Below are 24,718 nucleotides of genomic sequence, written 5' to 3'. Positions count from 1 at the left end.
ATGACTTTCAATCCCGGCAAGAAGCTCTATATTTCCGACGTGACGCTGCGCGACGGTAGCCATGCGATCCGTCACCAATACTCTGTTAAGAACGTACAGGCGATCGCTCGCGCACTCGACAAGGCCAGGGTCGATAGCATCGAAGTGGCCCACGGCGACGGCCTGCAAGGGTCGAGTTTCAATTATGGCTTCGGTGCCCATACTGACCTCGAATGGATCGAGGCGGTGAACGATGTCATTAGTAATGCTCAGATCGCCACCCTTCTGTTGCCTGGCATCGGTACGGTACATGACCTGAAAGCCGCCTATAACGCTGGCGCACGCATCGTCCGCGTAGCGACTCACTGCACCGAGGCTGATGTCTCGAAGCAGCATATCGAATACGCCCGTGAGCTCGGTATGAACGCCGTAGGTTTCTTGATGATGAGCCACATGACCGAGCCTGAGCACCTGGCACAGCAGGCTAAATTGATGGAAGGCTACGGAGCCACGTGCATCTATGTCGTCGATTCTGGCGGTGCGCTGAACATGAACGATGTTCGGGCACGCTTCCGTGCGCTAAAGGATGTGCTCAAGCCAGAAACCGAAACTGGCATGCATGCCCATCATAACCTGTCGCTCGGCGTGGCGAACTCGATCGTCGCGGTAGAAGAGGGCTGCGATCGGATCGACGCCAGCCTGGCCGGAATGGGGGCGGGTGCGGGTAACGCACCGCTTGAAGTTTTCATTGCGGCCGCCGAGCGCCTGGGGTGGGAACACGGCACCGACCTTTATACCCTCATGGATGCAGCCGACGACATCGTCCGGCCACTTCAGGACCGGCCGGTGCGCGTAGATCGCGAGACGCTGGCGCTGGGGTATGCCGGCGTCTATTCCAGTTTTCTGCGGCACTCGGAAGTGGCCGCGCAGAAGTACGGCCTGAAGACCGTGGACATTCTCGTGGAGCTGGGGCGGCGGCGCATGGTCGGCGGTCAGGAAGACATGATCGTTGACGTTGCCCTGGATCTTCTCGCAGCCCGGAAGGAGCAAAGCGTATGAGCCGTACCCTGAGTGCCGAGCAAGTTGCAGCGCTTGCCGATCACCTCGAAAGTGCGGAGCTGGATGCCCGCGAGGTCTGCAAGGTGACCAAAGAGCTGCCGGACATGACTTTTGCCGACGCTTATGACGTGCAATGGGAAATCCGGCGACGCAAGGAAGCGCGTGGCAGCAGGATTGTCGGAATGAAGATGGGGCTAACGTCTTGGGCGAAGATGGCTCAGATGGGCGTGGAAACCCCAATCTATGGCTTTCTCGCCGACTACTTCAGCGTGGATGATGGCGGCGTGATCGACTGCTCAAAGCTGATCCATCCGAAGATCGAAGCTGAGATAGCCTTCGTCACCAAGGCGCCACTGCGCGGCCCAGGCTGCCACGTTGGTCAAGTGCTGGCAGCTACCGACTTCGTAGTTCCGACAGTCGAAGTCATCGACTCGCGCTACGAAAATTTCCAATTCGATCTTATCAGCGTTGTAGCTGATAACGCCTCCTCGACGCGTTTCGTTGTCGGCGGTCAAATGGCAGACGTTGCCGATCTGGACCTTCGCACTTTGGGCGTGGTAGTGGAGAAAAATGGACAGGTCGTCGAGGTCGGTGCCGGTGCCGCCGTTCTAGGGCACCCGGCGTCTAGCGTGGCCATGCTGGCCAACCTGCTGGCCGAGCGCGACGAGTACATTCCGGCCGGCACGTTCATCATGACCGGCGGCATTACAGCTGCCATTTCTACAGCGCCCGGCGACAGCATCACCGTCCGTTATCAAGGGCTCGGTTCTGTGTCGATGCGTTTCGAGTAACTACAATAAAAAGGTGAACAGCCATGCCTTTATTACAAGTCAGTATTGTCGAAGGTCGCTCCGCCGAACTGAAGGAACAACTGATTCGAGATTTGACCGCAACCGTCATTCAAACCCTATCGGTCAAGCCGGAAGCGGTACGTGTACTGATACAGGAAATGCCGAAGACTCATTGGGGCGCAGCGGGACAGTCGATGGCCAAGCGTGACGGAGAGGGAAAATGAGCAAGGAAAATCCTGAAATCGGGCTGGAGATCGACGCAGGCGGCATCAATACCAATTATCACGACGCCGGACAGGGCAGCGGCACTCCGCTTCTGCTCTTGCATGGCTCGGGACCCGGCGTCACGGCATGGGCAAACTGGCGACTGAATATTCAGGTATTGGCGCAGGTACGTCGCGTCGTGGCGCCTGATATGGTGGGTTTCGGCTATACGGAACGTCCTAAAGGCATTCAGTACAACCTCGACACCTGGGTCAAGCACGGCATCGATTTCCTTGACGCCTTGGGTATTGAGCAGGCTGATGTGGTTGGCAACTCCTACGGAGGGGCATTGGCGCTGGCAATGGCCATCCGATATCCGCACCGGGTAAGACGCTTAGTGTTGATGGGCGCAGCTGGTGTGCAGTTCGAACTTACTCCTGGCTTGGACGAAGTCTGGGGTTACACGCCCTCCGTCGAAGGCATGCGCCGTCTGATGGACAGCTTCGCGTATGACAAGGCATTGATCAGCAATGAACTGGCCGAGTTGCGTTATGGTGCAAGCATTCGCCCAGGCTACCAGGAAGCTTTTTCGCAGATGTTCCCCGCCCCCCGTCAACGCTGGGTCGACGCCCTGGCAAGCCCGGAAGCCGACATTCGGGCAATTGATAAGGAAACACTGATCCTGCATGGCCGCGAAGACCGGATCGTTCCACCGGTGACCTCGAAAAGGCTGTTTGAGCTGATCGAACGGGCGCAACTCCATATGTTCGGTCGTTGTGGTCACTGGACTCAGATCGAACATGCCGCTCGTTTCAACGAATTGGTCAATGATTTCCTGAGCGAATAATTAAGATTTTACTTGCCGTAAGCGGCATGCAACCAACAAGAGGCAACTAAAATGACAACCCTGATTGCATCCAGTCGTGATTACGGTGCCCTGGTCCAAGAGGATCGCGTACATAGCGCGATCTTCACGGACGAGCAAATATTTCAGGATGAGATGGAGCGTATCTTTCATCGCACCTGGCTTTTTGCGCTACATGAAAGCGAAATCCCGAACTTCGGTGATTTCAAGCGTATCCAGCTCGGTCGCTATCCGATCATTGCAACCCGTAACGAAAAAGGTGAAGTACAGCTATTGATCAACCGCTGCCGCCATCGAGGGGCGCAGGTATGTGAAGCCGCGCGCGGCAATGCGAAACGCTTTCAGTGCTGGTATCACGGCTGGACCTACGATACGACCGGCGACCTTGTTGGCGTCACTGGGCCGGAAGCCTACGATGAAGATTTCAAGCCTGAGCAGTACAGCTTGGCAAAGGTGGCGCGCATTGGGAGTTACCGCGGCTTCGTGTTTGCCAGCCTGGCTGAGCACGGCATGTCGCTTGATGAGTACCTGGGACCGACTAAGCAATACTTTGACATCATGGTCGATTCCTCGCCGACGGGCGAGTTGGAGGTCAAGCCCGGGGTCGTAAACAAAACTATGTACCGTGGCAACTGGAAGCAAGTCGGCATGGATGGCTATCACCCACATTATGTTCATATGTCGGTGTTCAAGATCTTTAGTAAGCGCGAGAGCACAACAGGGTCGGCTGTCGGGGCAATACATTTGGAGGATCCGTTTGCCGATGCCTCGAAGAGTCGTACCCGGGGCTTTCCACATGGGCATGCCTGCCTGGATTTCCGCGAACAGCGCCGTCCCCACGGGGTAGCGGCCATTGAAGAGCTTAACCACACGGACGAAGGCCGCAAGTATGTAGAAGACATGGTCGCTGCCTATGGCCAGGAGCGCGCCCAAGAACTAATTGCCTGGCATGGCGATCCTCATCTAGGCATTTTCCCTAATCTCCAGCTCATCCACGACCATGTCCGGGTGGTGATTCCGATCAGCCCCGGCGAGACCGAGGTGCTTATGTACCCGGTGTTCCTCAAGGGTGTCGGCCAGAGCATCAATGAAAAGCGCCTGCGCGCTCACGAGGCGTTCTACGGCCCGGCCGCCGCCGGCTCGCCGGACGACGCTGAAATCTTCGAGCGGACCCAGCGAGGTCTGCTAGCCGATGCTGAACCTTGGATCCTGCTGGGCCGAGGCATTCGGCGTGAGCAGGTTGACGAGGACAGTAGCGTGGCGGGCTGCATCAGTGACGAAATCACCCAACGTGCGCAGATGCAGGAATGGAAGCGGCTAATGACCGCTCGTTGAGGCGGCGGCGACATCCAACGTGGAGAGAAAATAATGGCAAGACAAATTGTAGAAGCGAGCCCCGAGGCATTGGGCACCGGCATCCTAGATATTGAGACTCAGCTCCGTCTTGAGCGCTTCCTCGCCTATGAAGCCGCCCTGATGGATGAGCATGAATATGATACCTGGATGTCGCTCTGGACTGACGACGACGACATTCTTTACTGGGTGCCCTGTAATGACGATGACCAAGATCCCACCACCGGCATCGCAATAATCTACGATAACCGTCGGAACCTGGCCGAGCGGATGATGCGTCTGAAAGATAAGACCGCCCATGCCTATCGGCCACGCGCCAAGCTTGTCCGCACTGTCTCTGGCATCGTTCCGCTGAAGGTTGAGGGTGACGAATTGGACGTTTCCGCCTCCTTTGTACTTGGCGAAATGCGTGTGGGGATCCAGAACATCTGGTTTGGGAAATGCTTATATCGGCTAAAAAAGGAACCCAACGGTTTCCGTATCCACCGCAAGAAGGTTATGTTGCTGAATAACGACGAAGCAATGCCAAACCTGACGTTCCTTGTTTAAGAAGGAAGGGATATGGCGGTTCGCAGGACGCAGGACCGCGAGCGCGTCAGTAGCAGAAAGAGAGGCTGGTTGATAACCGCCCTGGAGCGGACTTCCTCAGAAGTAGTGAATGATGAAGCGCGAAACTAACTGAAAAACAAAAACAATGGAGAATGATCATGTTAGCCACCGTTCTACGGCTTACTCGTAAAGTCAGACACCAGCTGTTGCTGGCGTCAGCAATGGCCGCGTTTGTGAGTGCAGGGGTGTCCGCCGCCGCCACGCCGGAAGTGAAAGACGGGCCCGTTAATGTGACCATCGCCGGGTATTCCTCCGGTGGGCAGGTTTCGGTGTTCGGTGAGGGGGTAATTGATGCTGTGCGTCGAAGTTACCCCGGCTCCAGCATAATCTATGAGCCCGGAAACCCGGCAGGAGCGCTGGAGTACCTGCGTAACGGTCGCCGTCCCTTCGCCCTGGAAAGTCTGGTTGAACCGGCAATGGCTTATGAAGGGCGGGCCCCCTTCAGAGAGAAATACAAGGAAGGCATCATCACCGGCGTGGCGAACGGTGCCCCTGACGTCTTCGCCCTCGCGGTCTACGCTCGAAAAGAATTTCTCGACGAGCACGGCGTCAAGAGCTTCGATGATTTGATCAGGAATAAAGTCCCTATGCGGGTCTCGGTCAACCAGCCGGGCAATTTGTGGGCCCGCGAGCATGTTCGTGCGCTGTTGTCGTACTACGACGTCACCATGCAAGATATCGAAAGTTGGGGCAGCAGCTTAGTGGCACAACCGACAGGTGCGTCCAATGACCTGATGCGCGATGGGCGTCTGGATGTGGTCATCACCGGCGGGGCGACCCCAGCAGGTGCCATCGTTGAGTTGGGAAGCGTGTTGGATATCGCTTTTGTCCCGCTTTCCAAAGAGCTTGCTGAGCACGTTGCCAAGGAGCTGGGCGTGAAGACCGGCGTGATTCCTGCCGGTTCTTACAGCTTTCAGAAGGAAGACCTGCACGTACCTTTTACAAGTTTCGTCATTGTGGCCGGCCCGGAAGCCAGCTTCGATGATGCCTACAAATTAGCCAAGTCCATGTACGACCAGATGGAACATTACCGCTCGCTGCATCCGGCATTGTCCCTTGCGAGTCGTGAACGCCTGGCAGATCTTGGCGACCTGAAACTGCACCCGGGGGCTGAGGCGTTTTATCGTGAGGTCGGCTTGATCAAATAATAGGAGCGCCGCCTTGTCAGCGGGCACGATCGCTTCTGTTCAACCATGCCAGCCGCACCGGCGATTGAGGAATAGCTACAAAAGAAAGTCCAGTGGCCCGTCTTTTCCTAAAGGATGATGGCGTCAAGCTGCCGGCAAACTGAAATAAGATGACTTTTCAATAACAAAGATAATAGGAACTGATCATGAGCACTAACACCCCCCGCAAAGGCACCAATCCCCTTGGCTCGCGTGCCACCACGGCGCTCGCCTTCGGCTGCTTGTTGGCGACAGGGTCCATACAAGCGGCGCCAGCCGAGCAAGAGCTCGCTGATCGAGTACGGGCTCTTGAGCAGGCATTGGAAGGGCTCAAGGCGGAAGCCGAGGCCCTGAAGGAAAGCAATAAGCCTAATCCCCATAGCGTCAAAATCGAAGAACGCGGTGGCCGCATGCAACTGGCGACCGAGGACGGAAACTTCACCTTCCGACTTGGTGGCCGTCTTCTGTTGGATACGGCTTGGTATGACGCCGACGAGTCCCCTATGGGTAGCGGTTCCGCGTTTCGGGATGTCCGTCTGGAAGCCAGCGGGACCATGTACAGGGACTGGTCCTATGTGTTCCAGTATGACTTCACGGGCGACGGCGAGGGCGGTGTCAAAGATGCAAAAATCGGCTATCACGGTTTTAAGCCAGCCGGCAAAGAGCTAAATATACTTCTTGGCAATCAGTTCCAGCCCTTCGGCTTAGAGAGTCAGCAAAGCGGCAAATATAAGTTGTTCATGGAACTAACTCCTCCAACCGCCATGCTTGGCGCTGGGGCACGGCGCGTAGGGATACGTGAAGATTTGATCGGTTCCAATTGGCGCTGGAGTTTCGCTGTGGCTCAGGACCCGCTTGGTAGCCGTGCCACGGATGTCAACAGGGACGACGCAGTGGACGTGGCCACTCAATTCAATATAAACCCGATTCAAGAAAAACAGCACGTCCTGAGCCTTGGAGTTTCCATGCGTCATCAGTCCTCAAATGACTCTGATGCAAAACGCCTGCGCGCGCGCCCTCAAACCGATATCAGTTCGTTCCGTCCGATCGATACGGGCGGGTTTATCTCGGACGGTTTCACTGCCGTGGGGGTGCATGGCCTTTACCAAAATGGCCCTTTCGAACTCTGGTCTGAATACCTGCGGCAGAAACACGACTCGATCAACGGGGGTGCTGCCAATGGAGAGGAGCCAGTGTTTACTGGGGGGTATGTAATGGCCGGCTATATGCTTACAGGTGAGGCGCGAGCCTATGACTCCAAAAACAACGTATTTGGAGCGACCACTCCAGCAAAAGGTCTCAGCCAAGGGGGCATCGGCGCCTGGCAGCTGGCGGCGGGTTACAGCACGCTCGATCTGAGCGACGGCAGTATCGATGGAGGCGAAATGGACATGCTGATTTTGGGGGTAAATTGGTTCCCGCAGCAACGCCTGCGCTTCTCCATGGAATACGGTAACGTGTTGAAGCTGGACGGTGGACCTTTTGACGGCGATAAGCCGAGCTTTGTGCAAGCCCGCGCTCAGCTCGAATTCTAATTAAAAAAACCGACAGTCATTCGGCCAGTAGAGCCGGTTGGCCCGCAAGCGATGCTGGCCAGCCGGTGTATAGAACTAGCGATTGGCTGCCTTAGCCGAAAGAGGCATCCCATGCAGATTATCAAAAGGGCATTCTGGCTTTTGTTCCAGATGGGTAACAAACTGCCCCTGGGGCGAACTAAATATGCAATTTTTGCCCTGTTGGCGGTACCGCTGACAATCTTCGAAGTCTGGTATGCACTGGCTGGCGAGTTTGGCCGGCTGGAGCTGGCCATCGTCTTCGTCGTGCCGATGTATGTGATCTCGTTCCTGGCGGTTAGCTATGCGCCGGACGTGCATCGCAGCACCATCGGCGACTACGTCCTGTCTGGATTGAGCTTGGTTGGTGGGCTGTATCTCATTTCCCAGATGGACCGCTATCACGAGTGGATCAGCGGGCTGAGCGAGTTTTTGCCCTTAGACCTGGCGGCAGCAGGGCTGTATCTGGTGCTTACCTTGGAGTTGCTGCGCCGCTGTGTCGGGCCGGGTATCTCCGTGGTGGTTTGGCTCGTGATCGCCTATTGCCTGTTCGGCCAGCACTTGCCGGGTTTCTTTGGCCACCGCGGCCTGGAATGGGATTACCTGCTCGAGGGCCTCATGGTCTCGCCTCACGATGGCGGCCTGTTCTCGGCACCGGTGCAAGTGGCTGCGGTGTATGCCTTCTTGTTCGTCACTTTTGGCAAGTTTCTTGAAAAAAGCGGTGGTGGTGAATTCTTCTTCAATTTGGCGGCATTGCTTGCAGGCAGAGCCTCGGGTGGCTCGGCCAAGGTGTCGGTAACCTCTAGCGGGCTGTTCGGCATGATTTCCGGCAGCCCGGCGGCTGATGTGATGACAACCGGTTCCATCACCATTCCAATGATGAAGCGCGCTGGATATCCGGGCCGCTATGCTGGCGCGGTAGAGGCTGTTGCCGCGACCGGTGGGGCGCTGCTGCCGCCGGTGATGGGTGCCGTGGTGTTTCTGATGGTAGAGTTTACCGGCATTGAATACGGTTCGATCATGGTCTCCATTATCGCCTCTGCGCTGCTTTACTATGCGGCGATCTATACGCAGGTCCACTGCTTTTCGTGTCGTCACGACGTTGGCAAAATCGATAGCGGCCTGATCCCAACGTTATGGACGGTCGTACGCACTGGCTGGGTCTTCGTCGTGCCATGGCATCCTTGTCTACTACATGCTTGCGGGGTATACCCGGCGCTGGCGGCGACGATTGGCTTGTTATCGGTGATTGTGGCGAGTTGGAGTTTGTCGTCACGCATTACACCAAGCAAGTTCATTCAGGGATGCGTTGAAGTCTGCACCGCGCTGGCGCCGCTGATCGCTGCCGTAGCCGGCGCGGGCATCCTGATGCTGGGACTGAACGTCACCGGACTTGCCTCGAAACTGGCGGCATTGATCTTCGGAATTGCCCAGGCGAACCTGCTGCTGGCGCTACTGATGGCTGCCCTGGTGACAATCATTTGCGGGATGGGTATGCCTGTGGTTGCGGTTTACTCGCTAGTGGCTGTAATGGTCGCACCAGCGCTTGTCGAAGCCGGTCTCACCGTTATGCAGGCCCACCTGTTCTTGGTTTTCTACGCGGTAGCCTCTTATATCACCCCGCCCGTGGCGGTGTCGGCCTATGTCGCCAGCACAATTGCCGATGAGCGCCCGATGGCGGTCTCCCTGACGGCCGCGAAGATAGGCGTTGTTGCCTTTCTGCTGCCTTTTGCCTTTGTCTACAACCCAGGGCTGCTGCTGATCGGTAGCTGGGAAGCCGCCTTGTTCGATATCGCCAAGGTGAGCGTGGGTGTGCTCATTCTCGCGGCTGCCGCAGAAGGGTGGTACCACGGGGACCTCAATCGCTGGGTCCGTGTTGCGCTTATTGGTGCCGGACTGCTGTCGATATCCGCCTGGGACATGGCTGGTGTGGTCGCTCTGCTGGTCGCTGGAAGCTATCTAATGGCCAAGCGCTTTTTGCCGTTGATCGATCAACGCTTCAGGGCTGACAGGGACTGGCGGCGGGTTTGTATAAAACTGAAAAAAAAGGCAGTGGAGATTAAACAATGATTCTATTGCACGATATATGCTATCTACGCCTTGGCTGCCATGATCTGGATGAAATGGTGCGTTTCGCCACTGGAATTCTTGGCTTGGAACTGAGAGAAAAAACAGCAACCCACGCTTACCTGCGTGGAGACAGTAGCGCTTTCAACTTGTGCTACATCAAGGGTGATGCGGATTACGACGCGTCTGCGTTTGAATTACGGCATCTAGATCAATTAAAAGCTGCCGAGCAAGAGTTGGCTGAGCATGGGGTCGGAGTTCACAGGGGAAGCGAAGCTGAATGCGACGAGCGCTGTGTAGAGGCATTTATTACATTTAAAGATCCTAACGATAACCAGATCGAGCTGGTCTATCGGCCACATCAGACCGGCGTGCGTTATTTCCCGGCGCGAGATGCAGGGATAACCGAATTCGGGCATTTCGGTTTGCATAGCCGTAATATCGAGCGTGAACTGCAATTTTGGACCGGTTTGCTAAGTGCACGGGTCAGCGACCGGATCGGCGACGGGGCACTGCTCCGCATTGATGAAGTTCACCACAAAATCGCGTTATTCCCCTCGGAGAAAGTCGGCATACAGCACGTCAACTTCCAAGTTGAGAGTGTCGATGACGTCATGCGCTCATGGTACTTCCTACAAGAGCAAAATGTTCCGATTGTCTTCGGTCCCGGTCGTCATCCAACTTCCACAGCGATGTTCATTTATTTCCTCGGGCCAGACCGGCGCGTTTATGAATACTCGTCAGGCGTGAAGCGAATCACCGACGAGGCCGGCCACGTACCCCGGCAATTCGAAATGAAGCCTTCTTCGTTCTGTATGTGGGGCGCTCGGCCAAATGTCGAAGAATTCAGCGAATAAGAAGCCAGCACAGCTGGCTGCAACAGTACCAACCAATGTGAGGGGAAAGTTGTGAACGAGCACAATTGCAGACGATTTGTCGGTAAAGTTGCGGTGGTCACTGGGGCTGGACAAGGGATAGGTTTGGCAACGGCATGGCGTCTAGCACAGGAAGGCGCCCAGGTAGTAATGGCAGACAAGTCAGCTGCCCCCACCCATGCTGCTGCAGAAGACATGCGTGAGGCCGGCCACGAAGCTGCAGTGGCAATTGCCGACCTGGCAACCTACGCTGGGGCACAAAGTGTGATGGCCCAGGCGGAGGCTGCCTTTGGCCGCATCGATGTCCTGGTAAACAACGTGGGAGGGACTATCTGGAAGAAGCCTTTCTGGCACTACAGCGAAGACGAGATCAAGGCCGAGGTAGAGCGCTCATTCTGGCCGCCAATCTGGTGTTGCCGCGCGGTTGTGCCATACATGCAGGCTAACGGGGGTAGCATCGTCAACGTCGGGTCGAATGCGACTATGGGTATCTTCCGGATTCCCTATTCAGCCTCGAAAGCCGGTGTAGTCGGGCTCACCACAGCGCTTGCAGTGGAACTGGCCGACTACAATATCCGGGTGAATTGCGTAGCGCCGGGCAACACCGCGGTTAAAGAGCGACCTACGCCGCGTCTGGCTCGTGAATTGACCGACCAGGAAAAGCGATGGAATCAACAGTTCTATGACTACGTGACAAGGGAAGGTCTGTTCGACCGTCCTGCTTCGGTTCACGAACAGGCGGCAGCGATCGCTTTCCTTGCTTCTCCTGATGCCTCCTACATTACTGGCGAGGTGATCGACACGGGTAAACGCGGCATGCGTATTTCAGAGGTCACCGGGGGTGAAAGATAGTGCTGATGGCCTTGTTGGGACGATGGTTGCGGTTGTAACAGGGATGCTTTTGTGACGGGCGGTGGCGAAGAGATATTTGCGATCAGCCTGGCACTGCTGTCCGCGCTGATGTTCGCCTTTACCTTCGTATTGGTCCGCATTGGCGTGAAAAGCGCTTCGAGTGAGACGGCGCTATGGCTAACGTTGCTTATCAACGCGGTGTTTCTCTGGGGCTGGAGTTTGCTGTCGTATGGCTGGCAATTCGACCAGTGGTGGGAATGGCGTTACTTCGTCTTGGCCGGGTTGTTCGCGCCTTTGCTAGGGCGTTTATTCCAATTTATGGGAATGGCAAGACTGGGCTCGAACATAACCACTCCATTGACCCTGACGCACCCAATGGTTTCGGTTGCCTTGGCGACCGCCTTTCTGGGCGAGCGGCTGAGTTACTTGGGCCTGATTGGAGCGGTGATGGTTATTGCTGGAAGCGTGCTTGTGGGCTCGCAGGGCGGGCAGGGCAATAGTGGAAGCCTGTCTTCTGTACCGCGCCGCTATCTGTTGCTGCCGTTGATTGCCTCGCTGTCTTATGGCGTTTCGATGGTCTTCAGAAAGATAGGGATCGACATCGGTTCCGATGCGGTGACCGCTTCGGCGGTAACCACAAGCGCGTCTTGGTTTTTTGCCAGTCTCTATATCGGAGCAACCAATGGCTTTGCGCGGATCCGTTGCACCCAGAAGGAGCTGGGGTATTTCGGTCTGGCTGGACTCTTCTCAAGCTTGGGACCCGTGCTCTTGTATGTAGCGATGCAGCATGCCGATCTTGTCGTCGTAGCACCGCTGGCTGCCACGACGCCGCTGTTCGTGCTGATGATGAGTTACGTCTTTATTCGCGCGGATGAAATTTTTACGACCAAGGTCGTTGTGGGAACGGTTGCAACGTCGCAGGTGTAATGTTGGTAACTGTCTATGGACTCGCCTGACCAGCACAGGAGTAGAAGGTAACATGACTGACTCGTTAAACATGGCGCACTTTTTTGTCTGCGACACCAATGCGTTGGGTAACAATCAGATCTTTCAGATCGCCCCCCCGGGCCTTCCGCCTGTAGCGGTGTATCGGGTAAAGGACAAGTTTTTCGCCACCGACAATACCTGCACCCACGGGGAGGCGAGCCTTTCCGAGGGTGATGTCGATGACGATTTTATAATCGAGTGCCCTTTTCACGGCGGCACATTCGACATTCGGACCGGGGAGGCCGTCGACTTTCCTTGCGTTCTCCCTCTGAAGACATACCCCGTCAGCGTCGAGGATGGAAAGGTCTATATCAACCTGAACGCAGGTCAGCTCAAGACCTAACCGGAGCTAGTTAAGATGATCGATTGCCACACCCATGTCGTGCCGGCGGATTTCCCCGCTTATCTTGGTCGAGACCCGAATCACAGCTGGCCGTGCATGCAGTGCTGCGAAGGTCACCACCGAACCGTGATGATTCGTGGCAAGCCTTTCAGGGAGGTGAGCGAAAACGCCTGGGACGGGGCCAGGCGCGTGACGGAGATGGCGGATGAAGGGATCGAACGTCAGGTGCTGTCACCGATGCCGGAGCTGCTGTCCTACTGGTTCGATGTAGAGGACGCGGTTGCTTTTTGTCGTTATATGAACGGAACCATTGCCGAGCTGGTGGGTCACGCCCCTGATCGCTTTTATGGCCTGGGAATGGTTCCCCTTCAGGACCCCGAGCGTGCCGCACGTGAGGTCCGTTCGCTCAAGTACGAGTTTGGGCTAGTCGGCATCGAGGTGGGAAGCAATGTCAACGGCGTCGCGATGGGGGACCGTCGCTTCGACCCGTTCTTCGAGGCGCTGCAGGAAGAAGACATGTGTCTGTTCGTACACGCCTTGCACCCGAATCGGGACCGGCTATACGGGTTGCCGCTCATGGAGCCGCTGGTGGCCTTCCCGAACGAGAACAGCATCGGCATCGTATCCTTCCTCGCCAACGGGGTTACCGAACGATTCCCGCGGCTCAGGGTTGCCTTCAGTCATGGCGGAGGAGCCTTTCCGATGACTCTGCCACGCTTGCAGCATGGCTGGGAGGTCAGCGTCGCGTTACGCGAGGCTATGCATCTGTCACCCGTGCAGCAGGCCAGATCGTTTTGGTACGACACCTTGGTTTACAGCGAGCGCGCCATCGCCTATCTGCTGGACGTCTATGGCGCAAGCCGCCTGATGATCGGTACCGACTATCCCTTTGTTATCCGTGAGTCTTATCCCGGACGCCGCCTGGAAGGTCTTGGCATTAGTGAGGCGGACAAGACTGCGCTGACGAGGGACAACTGTCTTCGTTTCCTCGGCTTGATCAATTGATTACCGAATAGCAATAACGAGCACGGCCCAGCTGACGTGTGGCCCAAGGAGTAGCGATGCCTAACATCTCTATTGATAACACCGGCGAAAAATTCAAGCAGACTGATCAGCACGACTGCATTCTTCGAGCCGGCCTTAATGCAGGGCTCGGCCTGGCATACGAATGCAATTCGGGCGGTTGCGGCAGTTGTAAGTTCGAACTCCTGGAAGGGGAGGTCGAGGAGCTTTGGCCGCAGGCGCCGGCTCTTACAGAGCGTGATATAAAAAAGGGACGTAAACTCGCCTGCCAATGCCGGGCCAAGACCGATCTGGTGGTAAAGATGCGTACCGACCCACGGTACCTACCAGGACCGGTGCCGGGTCGCTTCTCCGCAACTCTGCAGGCGCGTCGTGAGATTACTGCCGATATAACCGAGTTCCGCTTCAAAGCGCCGGGACCGGCCCGATTCCTTCCCGGCCAATACGCAATGCTAAGCCTCGAGGATGGGCTGGGACCGCGGGCTTATTCGATGAGCAACCTGCCGAATGAGGATGGTACTTGGGATTTTTGGATTCGCCGCAAGCCGGGTGGACAGGTCTCGGAGGGCATTTTTGCACGTCTGCATCCCGGTGAACGCGCCTGGATCGATGGGCCGTATGGGCTAGCTTTCCTCAGAAACGAGGTGCCTCGCGATGTGCTGTGTATCGCGGGCGGTTCGGGGATATCGCCGATGTTATCAATCGCGCGAGGTGTCGCCACCAGTCCGGCGATGGTCGACCGAAAGGTCCATTTCTTCTTTGGCGGGCGGACTCCGGAGGACCTTTGTGGCGTCACCGAGCTTCAGGCGCTGCCGGACTTTGCCGAACGCCTGAACCATTGTCCCGCTATTTCTGTGCCCGAAGTGTCCCCTGGATGGGATGGCGCCGTCGGCTTTATTCACGACATCGTGGAAGCGCGTTTAGGTGAACGGCTACCCGAGTTTGAATGTTACCTGGCTGGCCCGCCTCCGATGGTCCAGGCGACCGCGAGGATGCTGCAGGCCTGTCAGGTGCCGCCAAGCCAGATCCACTACGACCCATTCTACTGATCGCGTACAGTCGCGTGATCCGCTCATTGAAATAACACGAGGCTATAACCATGCGTGTATCAAAACTGGTCGTGCGTGAAGACGTGCGGCGCGCTTTACATGAGGATATCGCGGCAGGCGACATCACGGCGGGCCTGATCCCGGACGGGCATATGGCAAGCGGGCACCTAATCTGTAGAGAGCAGGCGATCTTCTGTGGTCGGGACTGGTTTGAGGAAGTCTTTCAGCAACTAGATCCTTCAATCTCCATAGATTGGGAGGTTAAGGACGGCGACTTCTTGCAGTCTGAACAGGTTTTTTGTCGTTTTTCAGGGCCCGCCTCCGCTTTGTTGCAAGGCGAACGCACTGCGCTTAATTTCATTCAGATGTTGTCGGGCGTTGCGACGGCGGCGAGGCGTTACGTAGACGTACTGGACGCCCTTGGGACCGGCGTAAGATTGCTTGACACGCGCAAGACGCTACCGGGCTTACGAGCTGCACAGAAATATGCCACCGCCTGTGGTGGCTGCGTGAATCATCGGATCACGCTCGCCGAATGCTTTCTCGTAAAGGAAAACCACATCCAAGCGTGCGGCTCCTTGACCAAGACGATCGAAACCGCACGGCGCCAATCGAGCTACGCCAAGCTGGAGGTCGAGGTAGAGACGATGGATGAGCTGCGTGAGGCCATTCAGGCGGGAGCTGATATGGCGCTGTTGGATAACTTCACACCGGCGATGGTCCGTGAAGCCCTGACGATCAACCAAGGGGCGCTGCTACTGGAGGTTTCGGGTGGGGTGAACGCGGGCAATCTGGCCGACTACGCAATGGTGGGCGTGGATTTCATTTCAGTGGGCTCGTTGACCAAAGATCTGAAAGCCGTCGACTTCTCCATGCGCTTCAGTCAGTAGCCTTGTGCTTGGTGCCGCCATGGCGAAGCTCTTTTGTTCATGCCAGTCGGCGGTCGCCAGACAGAGGTCAGTTGTTTGCCCACAGGGCTGTATGTAAAGTTCAACTCAAGCGAGGTCAGTACCTATGCGCTTATTGTCGTCATGGTACGAATGGCCCTGAGTTAAGTGTTGCTATGGATACCTTTGCGCCCACTATCCCCCGGTGTCAGGCTAGTTGTCGCGTGACCGGATTCACCCAAACCGAACCCCGGGGGCGGAAAAGAGCTGTGTAATGCTGCGTTATTCTGCTGAGCGAAAAGCTGCCCTGCTGAAGAAATTGCTTCCCCCGACGAACATGTCCGTAGCCGAGCTGGCGCGGCAGGGAGAGGATCTCCGAAATGAGCCTGTATGCTTGGCGCAAACAGGCCAAGGCAGAAGGAGCCCCCGTGCCAGGAAACAATAAGCTGCCCGATAACTGGCCGGCCGAAGCCAAGTTCGCCATGGTGCTGGAAACCGCTGCGCTATCGGAAATTGAGTTGAGCGAGTACTGCCGCCGTAAGGGTTTATATCCCGAGCAGGTCAGCGCCTGGCGTCAGGCCTGTATCAGCGGCCAGCAACCGGCCAAGGCGCAACGACAGACAGAACGGGAACAGGCCAAGTCCGACAAGAAACGTATCCGCGAGCTGGAGCGTGAACTGCGGCGCAAGGACAAGGCCCTGGCTGAAACGGCGGCCATACTGGTGCTGCGAAAAAAGCTCAATGCCTACTGGGGAGACGACAGCGAGGGCAATTGACCTCGTTGCCAGAACGGCAGCAATTCGTTGAGTGGCTGGGTGAGGCAGTTAAAGCGGGTGCCGGCAAAGGCGTGGCCTGCGAGGAAATGGGTGTATCACTGCGCACGATTGAACGCTGGACAGAAGAGGACGTCATGCACGCCGATGCGCGAACCACCACGGTACGCCCCACGCCGGCCAATGCGCTGAGTCAGGACGAGCGTGAAGCCATCCTGGCCGTGTGCAACAGCCAGGAGGAGCACGCCCACCTGCCGCCGAGTCAGATCGTGCCGCGGTTGGCGGATTAGGGCCAGTATCTGGCCTCGGAAGCGACCTTCTATCGCGTGCTGCATGCCGCCGACCAGCAGAATCGTCGGGGTAGCAGCCTGCCGCCGCACAAGCCTGCCGCGCCGACCAGCCATGTGGCGACAGGTCCCAATCAGCTGTGGTCATGGGACATCACTTACCTGCCCTCGCCGGTGCGTGGACAGTATTACTACCTGTACCTGATCGAGGACATCTACAGCCGCAAGGCCGTGGGCTGGGAGGTCTACCAACAGGAAAGCGGCGAGCTGGCCGCCGGCCTGCTGCAACGCAGCGTACTCAGCGAGCACTGCTGGCTACCCTGTGCTGCACTCAGACAATGGCGCGCCGATGAGATCGGTCACCATGCTGCAAAAGATGTATGACCTGGGCGTTACTCCGTCGCACAGCCGGCCGAGGGTCAGCGACGACAACCCGTACTCGGAATCGCTGTTCAGAACACTGAAATACTGCCCGCAGTGGCCGCAGAACGGCTTTGCCGACCTGGAGGCTGCACGGGTCTGGGTCAGAAATTCATTCATTGGTACAACCATGAACATCGGCACAGCCGCATCCGCTTCGTAACACCGACAGAGCGTCATCGCGGCCTGGATCACCAAGTACTGGCGAGCCGTCATGCGCTGTATCAGCGAGCCAAAACCCGCATGCCGTGGCGCTGGTCAGGCAACACAAGAAACTGGACGCCTATCGGGGCGGTCACGCTCAATCCAGAACGGGAGCAACCGCACCTGCAACAGGCCGCATAAGAATACGGTCGACGCGACAACGACCTTGAAAAACGCCGCGGGCGGCGGCGATCATGAGCCTGATCCAGTCGGCACGGATGAATGGGCATGACCCGTATGCCTATTTGAAGGATGTGCTGACGCGCCTGCCGACGCAGAAGGCCAGCACCCTGGCCGAGCTGCTGCCGCACAACTGGGTATCCCCCGGCAAGGTGTAATGCCCGTTCGCTTAGGAACAGGCAGCATGGGAAAGGGCCCGTCGCCCCAAGCGTCGCAAGCTTGCCCAGTTCCCGGAGTTGGCGCAGCTTATTGCGGGGAAGCTTCAGATCCAGTGGTCGCCCGAGCAGATCGCTGGATGGTTGAAGCGCACATACCCGGACTCGGCCAAACAGGCGTCATACGAGACCATTTATCGCAGCCTCTTCATTCAAGCCCGTGGCGCATTGTAGAAGGAATTACTGGAGCATTTGCGCCGCAGCCGTGCCATGCGCCGCTCGCGCCATCACACCGAGAAAGCCGCGAATCACCGCCGCATCAGCGATACGCGTTCCATCAGCGAACGGCCGGCCATGGTCGAGGGGGCATTGGGAAGGTACCTGTTGTGTGGCAGCAAAAACAGTCAGATTGCCACGCTGGTAGAGCGCCACAGCCGCTATGTGATGCTGGTAAAGGTGGCTGGAAAAGATGTAAGCGCTCCATAAACCCCACCTTCACATGAAGTAACCACCATCCGAAGCTGGACTCCCGTTTTCAATGGAGCGAGCTGCCATGATGCGCCCCGACGCGAAAGTCGAAAAAGTCTACCTCTACCCCAAGCCAGTCGACTTTCGAAAATCCATCGACGGCCTGGCTGCCCTGGTCGAGCTAGATATCAAAGTGGCGGTGTTTGATCCGGTGCTGTTCGTCTTCCTCAACCGTGCGCGCAATCGGGTTAAGATTTTGTACTGGGAGCGCAACGGCTTCTGTCTGTGGCTCAAACGTCTGGAGGCCGAGCGATTCAAAACTGCGCCGGATGATCACGACGAGGCGATAGTGCTGACGGTTGAGGAGCTGAACTGGCTCCTGGATGGTTTTGACCTCTGGCGCAACCGTCCGCATCAGGTTTTGACGCCGCGCTTCGTGACCTGAGCCGGTATAATCCACGGCATGATTTCCATGCCCGAAACCCTTCCCGACGATCCCGTTTTGCTGAAACAGCTTTTGTTGTCGGCGAATGCGCAGGTATCAAAGAAGGACGGGCAAATCGAGCGACTGCGCGAACAAAACGCGCTTTTGATCCAGCGTCTCTTTGGCCGCAAATCCGAGCAGACCACCGATCCCGATTCGCCGCAGCTGGCGATGTTCAACGAGGCTGAGCAACTGGCCGAAGCCGTGCCTGAAGCGCTTGCTGATGAGGCCCAGGAAGAAGTTGTCGCGCCGACCCAGCGCCGCGGCAAGCGTAAGTCGCTGCCAGCTGAACTGCCGCGCGTCGAGATCGTTCATGAACTTCCCGAGCACGAACTGACCTGCGAATGCGGCTGCCGTAAGCAGGCCATCGGCGAAGAGACCAGCGAACAGCTGGAGATCATCCCGATGCGGGTCCGGGTGATCAGACACATCCGCAAAACCTATGCCTGCAAAATGTGCGAGACGTCGCCGGTCACTGCCGACAAGCCGGCTCAACTGATCGAGAAAAGCCTGGCCAGCCCCAGCGTGCTGGCGATGCTGCTGACAACCAAGTACACCGACGGTATCCCGCTGTACCGCTTCGAGAAGATGCTGAGCCGCCATGGCATCGACGTTTCCCGCCAGACCCTGGCGCGCTGGATGATCCAGTGCGGCGAACAGCTGCAGCCCGTGCTCAATCTGATGCGTGACACGCTGTTGGACTACCCAGTGCTGCACTGCGACAAAACCCGCCTGCAAGTGCAGAAAGAGCCAGGCCGTGATCCGAGCAGTCAATCATGGATGTGGGTGCAAACCGGTGGCCCACCGGACAGACCTGTGATCCTCTTCGACTACTCCTCCAGCCGTGCGCAGGAAGTACCGCTGCGCCTGCTCGCAGGCTATCGCGGCTACTTGATGACCGACGACTATGCCGGCTACAACGCCGTGGCCGCACAAGCGGGCGTCGAACGTCTGGCCTGCTGGGCGCATGCGCGGCGCAAGTTCGTCGAAGCGCAAAAGGTGCAGCCCAAGGGCAAGACCGGGCGGGCCGATGTGGCGCTGAGCCTGGTCAACAAGCTGTATGGTATCGAACGCGACCTCAAGGAGGCGAGCGCCGAACAACGCCACGAGGGTCGTCAGCAGCACAGCCAGCCGATCCTGGCCCAACTGAAAAGCTGGCTTGAGAAAACCCGGCCCCAGATAACCACGCAGAACGCTCTGGGAAAAGCCATAAATTACCTGGCCAGCAACTGGAGCCGGCTGGAGCGCTACATCGAAGCCGGCCACCTGCCCATCGATAACAACGCCGCCGAGCGCGCGATCCGCCCCTTCGTCATCGGCCGCAAGAATTGGCTGTTCAGCGATACACCCAAAGGCGCCACGGCGAGCGCGCAGATTTACAGCCTGATCGAAACCGCCAAGGCCAACGGCCAGGAGCCCTACGCCTATCTGCGGCACATCCTCGAACGCCTGCCGGGGGCCACCAGCGCCGAAGACTACGAAGCGCTGCTGCCGTGGAACGGCCAATCAACGACGTCACTGTAAAACGCAAAACCCGCCGGTGGGAGGTGGGGTTTATGGATCGCTTACGAAAAGATACCCAGACAGTGGTCGATGCGCTGATTAAAAACGCTCGGGAGCTGCCTCAGGAACTCTACCGCTCCTTGACCTGGGATCGAGGAAAAAGCAGTACTTCCGGAAGGGAACTGATCTTTCGCTCTACTCGCAGGGCGAACTGGATGAAGTCGCTCGGCGGTTGAACGAGCGCCCCAGAAAGACTCTGGGGTCCTCGACTCCCGCCGAGTTTTTTACCCACGCTGTTGCGTCGACCGGTTGAATCCACAACCGTAACCGGCCACTCAACCAGATATTTACTTGGGCTCATTAACCGAAGCCGTCCTCAGGCGCAAGCTGCTGATGCAGCCAGCGCCAAGGGCAAAGCATGCCGCGATTGCTAGCGGCACCCTGCTCTCATAGCCTGCACTGAGGTTAAAAACCAGCGCGACCGTTACCGCGCCCAGGGTCTGCCCAAGCAGACGCGCCGTCCCCAGCATGCCACTGGCGCCACCCGTTCTGTTCACGGGCGCTGCGCTAATGATGGCGCGATTGTTGGGAGACTGAAAAAGCGCGAATCCCAGCCCGCAGACTGCCATGCGCCAGACAATTTCAATATTCGTGGGATCGGGGGGAAGGATTGCCAGCAGGCCTAGCCCGAGAGTCAGAATCAGCAAGCCCGTGCTGCCAAGCAGGCCCGCAGGATGGCGGTCGGCCAACCGTCCAACCACCGGCGCTGCGATCATCAGCATGAGCGGCCATGAGGTCATGAGAAAACCGGTTTCGACCGGCGTCTTTTGCAGGACATTCTGCAGATGAAACGGGAGAAACACGAAAACCAGCATCGAAGCTGCAAAGGCACACACCGACGTGGAAATTGAGAGCGCAAATACCGGGATCCGCAGAAGGTCCACTGGCAATAGGGGCGCGGGTACTGACAATTGCCGGCGTACGAGGAGATAGCCAAACAGTCCGGAAAATGCGAGTTCCAAGAGGATCAGTCGCAAGTCCCCGCCGTGCCCCAAGCCGTCCAGACCAGTAATGAGCAGGCCAAAGGTAAAGGCAGTCAGTAGCGCGCTGACAACATCGAAGCGGTGGGCGGAGCGAGGCGTATGGGGGAGCGTCTTAATGCCGATTACTAGCGCAGCAAGGCCCAATGGCACGTTAAACGCGAATAACCAAGGCCAATCCGCTATTAGCAGAATAGCGCCGGCAACAGTGGGTCCCAGCGCGGCAGAGCCGCCTGAGACCAATGCATTCGCGGCAATCCCTCGGCCAAGCCGATGGCGTGGCTGAGTGAAACGGACCAGTGCTCCAATGACACTCATGATGCCGGCGGCGCCGAGCCCTTGCACGACGCGGGCGCCAATCAGTACAGGCAGTGAGTCGGCTGCTGCGCAAGCAAGCGAGGCCGAAGTGAATACCAGCAGCCCCAAACAAAAGACCCGGCGATAGCCGATGATATCGCCCAATGATGCGAGCGGAAGTAGCGCCACCATTACTGCCAGCTGGTAGGCATTCACTATCCAAACCGAACTCGCCGCAGTGGCCCCCAATTCACGGGCTATGGTGGGAAGCGCGACGCTGACAGTCGTGCTTTCCAGAACCGCGATGGCCACGGCTAAAGAGATAGTGAAGGTCGCCCATTGCCGACGGGGCAGGGGGAGCCCATCTGTGCTTATTCTTTCAATGAATTGCAAAAGCTGGTCCTAACAGGAAAAGCAGAACAAGGGTAGACAAGGAGTACGGCCAAAAAAACCGCGGCGGTTACACCGTGCAGCCGAGCCACAGCTCTGACATATATGAGGTGACGGGAGGGGGCTGCTGCTAAATGCGCCGCTCCAAGTTCTGGCGCATGGACGCAGCATCCATGTGACCGCTCAGTTAGCCGCGTTCGTCCCACCGAATGTCTCCGTGCGCATCCAAGCGAGGCCGGGCTTGCCGGCAGGCTGAGGCGAGCGCCCTGTCCGGCATAGTAGATTGAATGATGCTTTTGCTCGTTCAGTTTTTTCCGTAGAAGCTCAGCTCAATTCCGGTCATAGCGGTTGCTAATGGCTGTCATGGCCCTGTTGAATAGAATGGCCAAGAGGAATATAACAATTAAGATCGCATACATCTGTTCAATGAGAAAGTTATTGTAATACTCGATAGCTAGGAAGCCAAGGCCGATGTTTGCTAGCTTGATTTCACCCAGCAGCACTCCGATAACCGTCACCCCCAGGCCCAGCCGCATTCCTCGAATGATCGGCCCCACTAGCGAGGGCATGTAAATCTTGGTGAGCATCTGCCTGGGGCTCAGGTTGAAGGCTCGCCCGACATTCACCAATACTGGGCGCACGGTGAGGGTGCCAGCCATGGTGCTGAGCGCAATGGGAAAGAATCCAGAGAGCGCCCCGATCGCCATTTTCGATTCCGGCCCGATGCCGAACATCAGCATAACGATGGGTAAAAATATAATCTTGGGCGCGGTTGCCAGCGAGGATAAGTAGGGGTCGGCCACCTGAGCGACAACGCACCGGCTGCCGAGTGCGACACCGCAGACAACGCCGGCAAAGGTCGCAATAATGAAACCGACACTGATTTCCAGCAGCGTCACCCCAAGATGACCATAGAAGGTTGGGCTGTTTATCTCATCCCAAAGGGCCAAGACGATCTTCCCTGTACTTGGGATGACACCCTCATAGAGTAGCCCTGAATGCGCCAGCAACTCCCAGCCCGCGAGAAACGCAATCAGGGTCGTCAGCTGTAATGAGCGAATCCGCCAGACGGATAGGCGGCTTAGAGCGGTCTTAGGCATTTCTCAACCTTTTTAAGAGCAGTCAGTAGCACGAGGCTGATCAGGACGATGAAGACGATCCCCGCATACATGCCGGGCACGTCGTAGCGGAAGAACATGGCCGAAACCAAGCGCCCCAAGCCACCGAAGTCGATCAGAAATTCGATTCCGATGACATTCACCAAGGCGTAAATCAGGCCCAGGCGCAGTCCTGTGAAGGCGGCCGGTACGGCAGCAGGCAATTGAATGAGAAGGAATTGTTGGCGCCCGTTCAGGTGGAAGGACTTACCCACGTTCAGCAACGTCTGGGGCGCAGTCCGTAGTGCTTCGCAGACATAGATAGCAATCGGGATCATTCCGGTAATAAACCCCATGGCGATGGTGGTGCCATAGTTGCGCCCGATCACCACGAGGAAAATCGGGTAGAGAAGCACTAACGGCGCCGAGAACATGGCGGCGAGCCAGCCTCTGTAGGCATTGCCGAGGAATTCGTAGCGAAACAGCGCGTAGCCCAAAGGTAGTCCCACCAGCATCGCTGCTAGGGTCGCCGCCAGCGCCTGCAGCAGCGTAACCAGGACCGCGAGCGCGAGGGCGTCCTCGATGAATAGCCGCCCAAGGGAGAGGATGACCTCGCTAGGCGCGGCGATGATCGAAGGCGACGTAACGTTCAAGGCTGCGAGCAATTCCAAGACAAGGCAAAGTGCGACGAGTAGGCCAAAGCTGGTAGCCTTCGGCCCTATTTGCCGCCGGGGCGTTCGGATAGGCATGGGCTCAACGTGGGTCATGGACATAATCGATGAGCTCCTCGATTTCATTGGCGGTCAATGATTCCCGCAGCGCCCCGTGTTCAATGGCCTCCTTCATCGTGCGCTCCAGCCCCTTAACGGGGACCGATAGGAGCGTTTTCTTGGGATAGAAGGCGGCGGCTTCGCGCGCAATGTCCATGTCTAGGTTATTGAACTCGGCAAATCGCTTGATCGCAGCCTCTTGGTTTTGATACATCCAATCGACTGCACGCATGTATGCGCGCATGAAGCGTTTCGCGACATCACGGCGTTCGGTCAGGAACCGCGTGTTGGATATGTTTGTCCGCACCGTTTGGTCCGCGAGGGCGGGAATATCGCTACCCTTGGCGACGATTTTAAGCTCCCCCTTTTTCACCAGATCCAGGTTGAAAGGCGGTACCGACCAGCCCACGTCCAGCTGCCCGGACATGACCTGAATGCGGTTATCGGGAATGCCACCAGATGAAATCGGTTTCGCCTGGACCCTAGCATTGTCCAGCAGCGCCAGCAAAACGAGTTGGCTAGAAGAGCCTGGTCGCGAGTAGCCGATCCGCTTACCGGCAGCATCCGCGAAACTTTCGAGATCGCTGTCTGCGCGAGCATACCAGAACAAGTCGTTGGCTCCGGTCATCTGCGCGCCGATGATGCGCACTGGCGCCCCGCGCCGATACGCACCCAGCACGCCGAGCATGCCATTGACAAAGCCCATGTCCACGCTGCGTGTGGTTACCGCCTGCAGGGTCTCGGCGCCGCCTTTGGTCCAGGTAACGTCCACCTCGAGGTTTTCCTCGGCGAAGAGGCCTTCCTCGATCCCCTGGTAGATGACCAGTGTGTCCCAGAGGCCTCGCTGGCCAATGGCGACAGCGACTTTGTCCGTGGCTGCAGAAGCGAGGGTCGGTGCCAACGCGGCGATCACAAAGGCGACGAAGGTGACCAGTCGTTCTTTCATAGTGTTCTCCTGTCCGTACTGTTTTTATTGTTGTAACGAAAT

The 24,718-nt window shown here is 57.3% G+C and carries 22 protein-coding genes and 4 pseudogenes; 22 read left to right on the top strand and 4 right to left on the bottom strand.

Annotation, left to right across the window (positions count from 1 at the left end):
- The 22 genes and pseudogenes from dmpG to DQ405_RS20290 all read left to right on the top strand — a co-directional run.
- Nucleotides 1-1,038, top strand: coding sequence for a 4-hydroxy-2-oxovalerate aldolase (gene dmpG / locus DQ405_RS20395; RefSeq protein WP_168425869.1), 1,038 nt, complete (start codon nucleotides 1-3; stop codon nucleotides 1,036-1,038).
- Nucleotides 1,035-1,829, top strand: coding sequence for a 2-oxo-3-hexenedioate decarboxylase (gene dmpH / locus DQ405_RS20390; protein WP_168425868.1), 795 nt, complete (start codon nucleotides 1,035-1,037; stop codon nucleotides 1,827-1,829). The genes dmpG and dmpH overlap by 4 nt, the downstream gene beginning before the upstream one ends.
- 23 nt (nucleotides 1,830-1,852) lie before the next feature.
- Nucleotides 1,853-2,053, top strand: a complete 201-nt coding sequence (locus tag DQ405_RS20385) for a tautomerase family protein (RefSeq protein ID WP_168425867.1) — start codon at nucleotides 1,853-1,855, stop codon at nucleotides 2,051-2,053.
- Nucleotides 2,050-2,880: an alpha/beta fold hydrolase gene (locus tag DQ405_RS20380; protein ID WP_168425866.1), complete on the top strand. Its 831-nt coding sequence runs from the start codon at nucleotides 2,050-2,052 to the stop codon at nucleotides 2,878-2,880. Before DQ405_RS20385 ends, DQ405_RS20380 begins: the two co-directional genes overlap by 4 nt.
- Before the next feature lie 51 nt (nucleotides 2,881-2,931).
- Entirely contained in the window at nucleotides 2,932-4,233 is a 1,302-nt protein-coding gene (locus DQ405_RS20375; protein ID WP_168425865.1) for an aromatic ring-hydroxylating oxygenase subunit alpha, read from the top strand.
- Between the two features lie 33 nt (nucleotides 4,234-4,266).
- The gene (locus DQ405_RS20370; protein WP_168425864.1) at nucleotides 4,267-4,800 is read left to right on the top strand and encodes an aromatic-ring-hydroxylating dioxygenase subunit beta; all 534 of its coding nucleotides are present in this window, start codon (nucleotides 4,267-4,269) and stop codon (nucleotides 4,798-4,800) included.
- Between the two features lie 158 nt (nucleotides 4,801-4,958).
- Nucleotides 4,959-6,008, top strand: a complete 1,050-nt coding sequence (locus tag DQ405_RS20365) for a TAXI family TRAP transporter solute-binding subunit (protein WP_168425863.1) — start codon at nucleotides 4,959-4,961, stop codon at nucleotides 6,006-6,008.
- A 185-nt stretch (nucleotides 6,009-6,193) separates the two neighbouring features.
- Entirely contained in the window at nucleotides 6,194-7,561 is a 1,368-nt protein-coding gene (locus DQ405_RS20360; protein ID WP_168425862.1) for an OprO/OprP family phosphate-selective porin, read from the top strand.
- Between the two features lie 51 nt (nucleotides 7,562-7,612).
- The gene (locus DQ405_RS20355; RefSeq protein WP_241730087.1) at nucleotides 7,613-9,649 is read left to right on the top strand and encodes a TRAP transporter permease; all 2,037 of its coding nucleotides are present in this window, start codon (nucleotides 7,613-7,615) and stop codon (nucleotides 9,647-9,649) included.
- The gene (locus DQ405_RS20350; RefSeq protein WP_168425861.1) at nucleotides 9,646-10,503 is read left to right on the top strand and encodes a VOC family protein; all 858 of its coding nucleotides are present in this window, start codon (nucleotides 9,646-9,648) and stop codon (nucleotides 10,501-10,503) included. Before DQ405_RS20355 ends, DQ405_RS20350 begins: the two co-directional genes overlap by 4 nt.
- A 51-nt stretch (nucleotides 10,504-10,554) precedes the next feature.
- Nucleotides 10,555-11,373, top strand: coding sequence for an SDR family NAD(P)-dependent oxidoreductase (locus tag DQ405_RS20345; protein WP_168425860.1), 819 nt, complete (start codon nucleotides 10,555-10,557; stop codon nucleotides 11,371-11,373).
- A 51-nt stretch (nucleotides 11,374-11,424) separates the two neighbouring features.
- Nucleotides 11,425-12,300, top strand: coding sequence for an EamA family transporter (locus DQ405_RS20340; protein WP_206678923.1), 876 nt, complete (start codon nucleotides 11,425-11,427; stop codon nucleotides 12,298-12,300).
- Between the two features lie 52 nt (nucleotides 12,301-12,352).
- Nucleotides 12,353-12,703 carry a non-heme iron oxygenase ferredoxin subunit gene (locus DQ405_RS20335; RefSeq protein WP_168425859.1) on the top strand — a complete coding sequence of 117 codons (351 nt, stop codon included), beginning with the start codon at nucleotides 12,353-12,355 and terminating at the stop codon, nucleotides 12,701-12,703.
- A gap of 15 nt (nucleotides 12,704-12,718) precedes the next feature.
- Entirely contained in the window at nucleotides 12,719-13,708 is a 990-nt protein-coding gene (locus DQ405_RS20330) for an amidohydrolase family protein (RefSeq protein WP_168425858.1), read from the top strand.
- Between the two features lie 56 nt (nucleotides 13,709-13,764).
- Nucleotides 13,765-14,775: a 2Fe-2S iron-sulfur cluster-binding protein gene (locus DQ405_RS20325; protein ID WP_168425857.1), complete on the top strand. Its 1,011-nt coding sequence runs from the start codon at nucleotides 13,765-13,767 to the stop codon at nucleotides 14,773-14,775.
- Nucleotides 14,776-14,825: 50 nt separating this feature from the next.
- Nucleotides 14,826-15,665 carry a carboxylating nicotinate-nucleotide diphosphorylase gene (gene nadC, locus DQ405_RS20320; protein WP_168425856.1) on the top strand — a complete coding sequence of 280 codons (840 nt, stop codon included), beginning with the start codon at nucleotides 14,826-14,828 and terminating at the stop codon, nucleotides 15,663-15,665.
- Between the two features lie 271 nt (nucleotides 15,666-15,936).
- Nucleotides 15,937-17,487: pseudogene (locus tag DQ405_RS20315) on the top strand (IS3 family transposase).
- A gap of 38 nt (nucleotides 17,488-17,525) precedes the next feature.
- Nucleotides 17,526-17,684 (top strand): annotated as a pseudogene (locus DQ405_RS20310) (transposase domain-containing protein); the annotation flags it as partial.
- A 15-nt stretch (nucleotides 17,685-17,699) separates the two neighbouring features.
- A pseudogene (locus tag DQ405_RS20305) lies at nucleotides 17,700-18,152 on the top strand (transposase); the annotation flags it as partial.
- A gap of 67 nt (nucleotides 18,153-18,219) precedes the next feature.
- Nucleotides 18,220-18,594: an IS66 family insertion sequence element accessory protein TnpB gene (gene tnpB, locus DQ405_RS20300; protein WP_241730086.1), complete on the top strand. Its 375-nt coding sequence runs from the start codon at nucleotides 18,220-18,222 to the stop codon at nucleotides 18,592-18,594.
- A gap of 18 nt (nucleotides 18,595-18,612) precedes the next feature.
- Entirely contained in the window at nucleotides 18,613-20,157 is a 1,545-nt protein-coding gene (gene tnpC / locus DQ405_RS20295) for an IS66 family transposase (RefSeq protein WP_168425855.1), read from the top strand.
- Nucleotides 20,154-20,449 (top strand): annotated as a pseudogene (locus tag DQ405_RS20290) (IS30 family transposase); the annotation flags it as partial. The gene tnpC and the pseudogene DQ405_RS20290, both read left to right, overlap by 4 nt.
- A gap of 34 nt (nucleotides 20,450-20,483) precedes the next feature.
- Here the strand turns inward: DQ405_RS20290 and DQ405_RS20285 are convergent.
- From DQ405_RS20285 to DQ405_RS20270, 4 genes are all read right to left on the bottom strand, one after another.
- Nucleotides 20,484-21,866, bottom strand: coding sequence for an MFS transporter (locus DQ405_RS20285; RefSeq protein WP_178114173.1), 1,383 nt, complete (start codon nucleotides 21,864-21,866; stop codon nucleotides 20,484-20,486).
- A 326-nt stretch (nucleotides 21,867-22,192) separates the two neighbouring features.
- The gene (locus DQ405_RS20280; RefSeq protein ID WP_168425854.1) at nucleotides 22,193-22,963 is read right to left on the bottom strand and encodes an ABC transporter permease; all 771 of its coding nucleotides are present in this window, start codon (nucleotides 22,961-22,963) and stop codon (nucleotides 22,193-22,195) included.
- Nucleotides 22,945-23,733, bottom strand: a complete 789-nt coding sequence (locus DQ405_RS20275; RefSeq protein ID WP_168425853.1) for an ABC transporter permease — start codon at nucleotides 23,731-23,733, stop codon at nucleotides 22,945-22,947. Before DQ405_RS20275 ends, DQ405_RS20280 begins: the two co-directional genes overlap by 19 nt.
- Nucleotides 23,714-24,676, bottom strand: a complete 963-nt coding sequence (locus DQ405_RS20270) for an ABC transporter substrate-binding protein (RefSeq protein ID WP_168425852.1) — start codon at nucleotides 24,674-24,676, stop codon at nucleotides 23,714-23,716. Before DQ405_RS20270 ends, DQ405_RS20275 begins: the two co-directional genes overlap by 20 nt.
- Nucleotides 24,677-24,718 lie beyond the last annotated feature (42 nt).

Source organism: Pseudomonas sp. SST3 (assembly GCF_003325755.1).
This window is presented reverse-complemented; position numbering and strand designations above follow the sequence as displayed.

What these genes read in the sequence shown, in the direction of transcription:
- dmpG (WP_168425869.1), top strand. Translation starts at nt 1, where the DNA reads ATGACTTTCAATCCCGGCAAGAAGCTCTATATTTCCGACGTGACGCTG.
- dmpH (WP_168425868.1), top strand. Translation starts at nt 1,035, where the DNA reads ATGAGCCGTACCCTGAGTGCCGAGCAAGTTGCAGCGCTTGCCGATCAC.
- DQ405_RS20385 (WP_168425867.1), top strand. Translation starts at nt 1,853, where the DNA reads ATGCCTTTATTACAAGTCAGTATTGTCGAAGGTCGCTCCGCCGAACTG.
- DQ405_RS20380 (WP_168425866.1), top strand. Translation starts at nt 2,050, where the DNA reads ATGAGCAAGGAAAATCCTGAAATCGGGCTGGAGATCGACGCAGGCGGC.
- DQ405_RS20375 (WP_168425865.1), top strand. Translation starts at nt 2,932, where the DNA reads ATGACAACCCTGATTGCATCCAGTCGTGATTACGGTGCCCTGGTCCAA.
- DQ405_RS20370 (WP_168425864.1), top strand. Translation starts at nt 4,267, where the DNA reads ATGGCAAGACAAATTGTAGAAGCGAGCCCCGAGGCATTGGGCACCGGC.
- DQ405_RS20365 (WP_168425863.1), top strand. Translation starts at nt 4,959, where the DNA reads ATGTTAGCCACCGTTCTACGGCTTACTCGTAAAGTCAGACACCAGCTG.
- DQ405_RS20360 (WP_168425862.1), top strand. Translation starts at nt 6,194, where the DNA reads ATGAGCACTAACACCCCCCGCAAAGGCACCAATCCCCTTGGCTCGCGT.
- DQ405_RS20355 (WP_241730087.1), top strand. Translation starts at nt 7,613, where the DNA reads ATGCTGGCCAGCCGGTGTATAGAACTAGCGATTGGCTGCCTTAGCCGA.
- DQ405_RS20350 (WP_168425861.1), top strand. Translation starts at nt 9,646, where the DNA reads ATGATTCTATTGCACGATATATGCTATCTACGCCTTGGCTGCCATGAT.
- DQ405_RS20335 (WP_168425859.1), top strand. Translation starts at nt 12,353, where the DNA reads ATGACTGACTCGTTAAACATGGCGCACTTTTTTGTCTGCGACACCAAT.
- DQ405_RS20330 (WP_168425858.1), top strand. Translation starts at nt 12,719, where the DNA reads ATGATCGATTGCCACACCCATGTCGTGCCGGCGGATTTCCCCGCTTAT.
- DQ405_RS20325 (WP_168425857.1), top strand. Translation starts at nt 13,765, where the DNA reads ATGCCTAACATCTCTATTGATAACACCGGCGAAAAATTCAAGCAGACT.
- nadC (WP_168425856.1), top strand. Translation starts at nt 14,826, where the DNA reads ATGCGTGTATCAAAACTGGTCGTGCGTGAAGACGTGCGGCGCGCTTTA.
- tnpB (WP_241730086.1), top strand. Translation starts at nt 18,220, where the DNA reads ATGGAGCGAGCTGCCATGATGCGCCCCGACGCGAAAGTCGAAAAAGTC.
- tnpC (WP_168425855.1), top strand. Translation starts at nt 18,613, where the DNA reads ATGATTTCCATGCCCGAAACCCTTCCCGACGATCCCGTTTTGCTGAAA.
- DQ405_RS20280 (WP_168425854.1), bottom strand. Translation starts at nt 22,963, where the DNA reads ATGCCTAAGACCGCTCTAAGCCGCCTATCCGTCTGGCGGATTCGCTCA.
- DQ405_RS20275 (WP_168425853.1), bottom strand. Translation starts at nt 23,733, where the DNA reads ATGTCCATGACCCACGTTGAGCCCATGCCTATCCGAACGCCCCGGCGG.
- DQ405_RS20270 (WP_168425852.1), bottom strand. Translation starts at nt 24,676, where the DNA reads ATGAAAGAACGACTGGTCACCTTCGTCGCCTTTGTGATCGCCGCGTTG.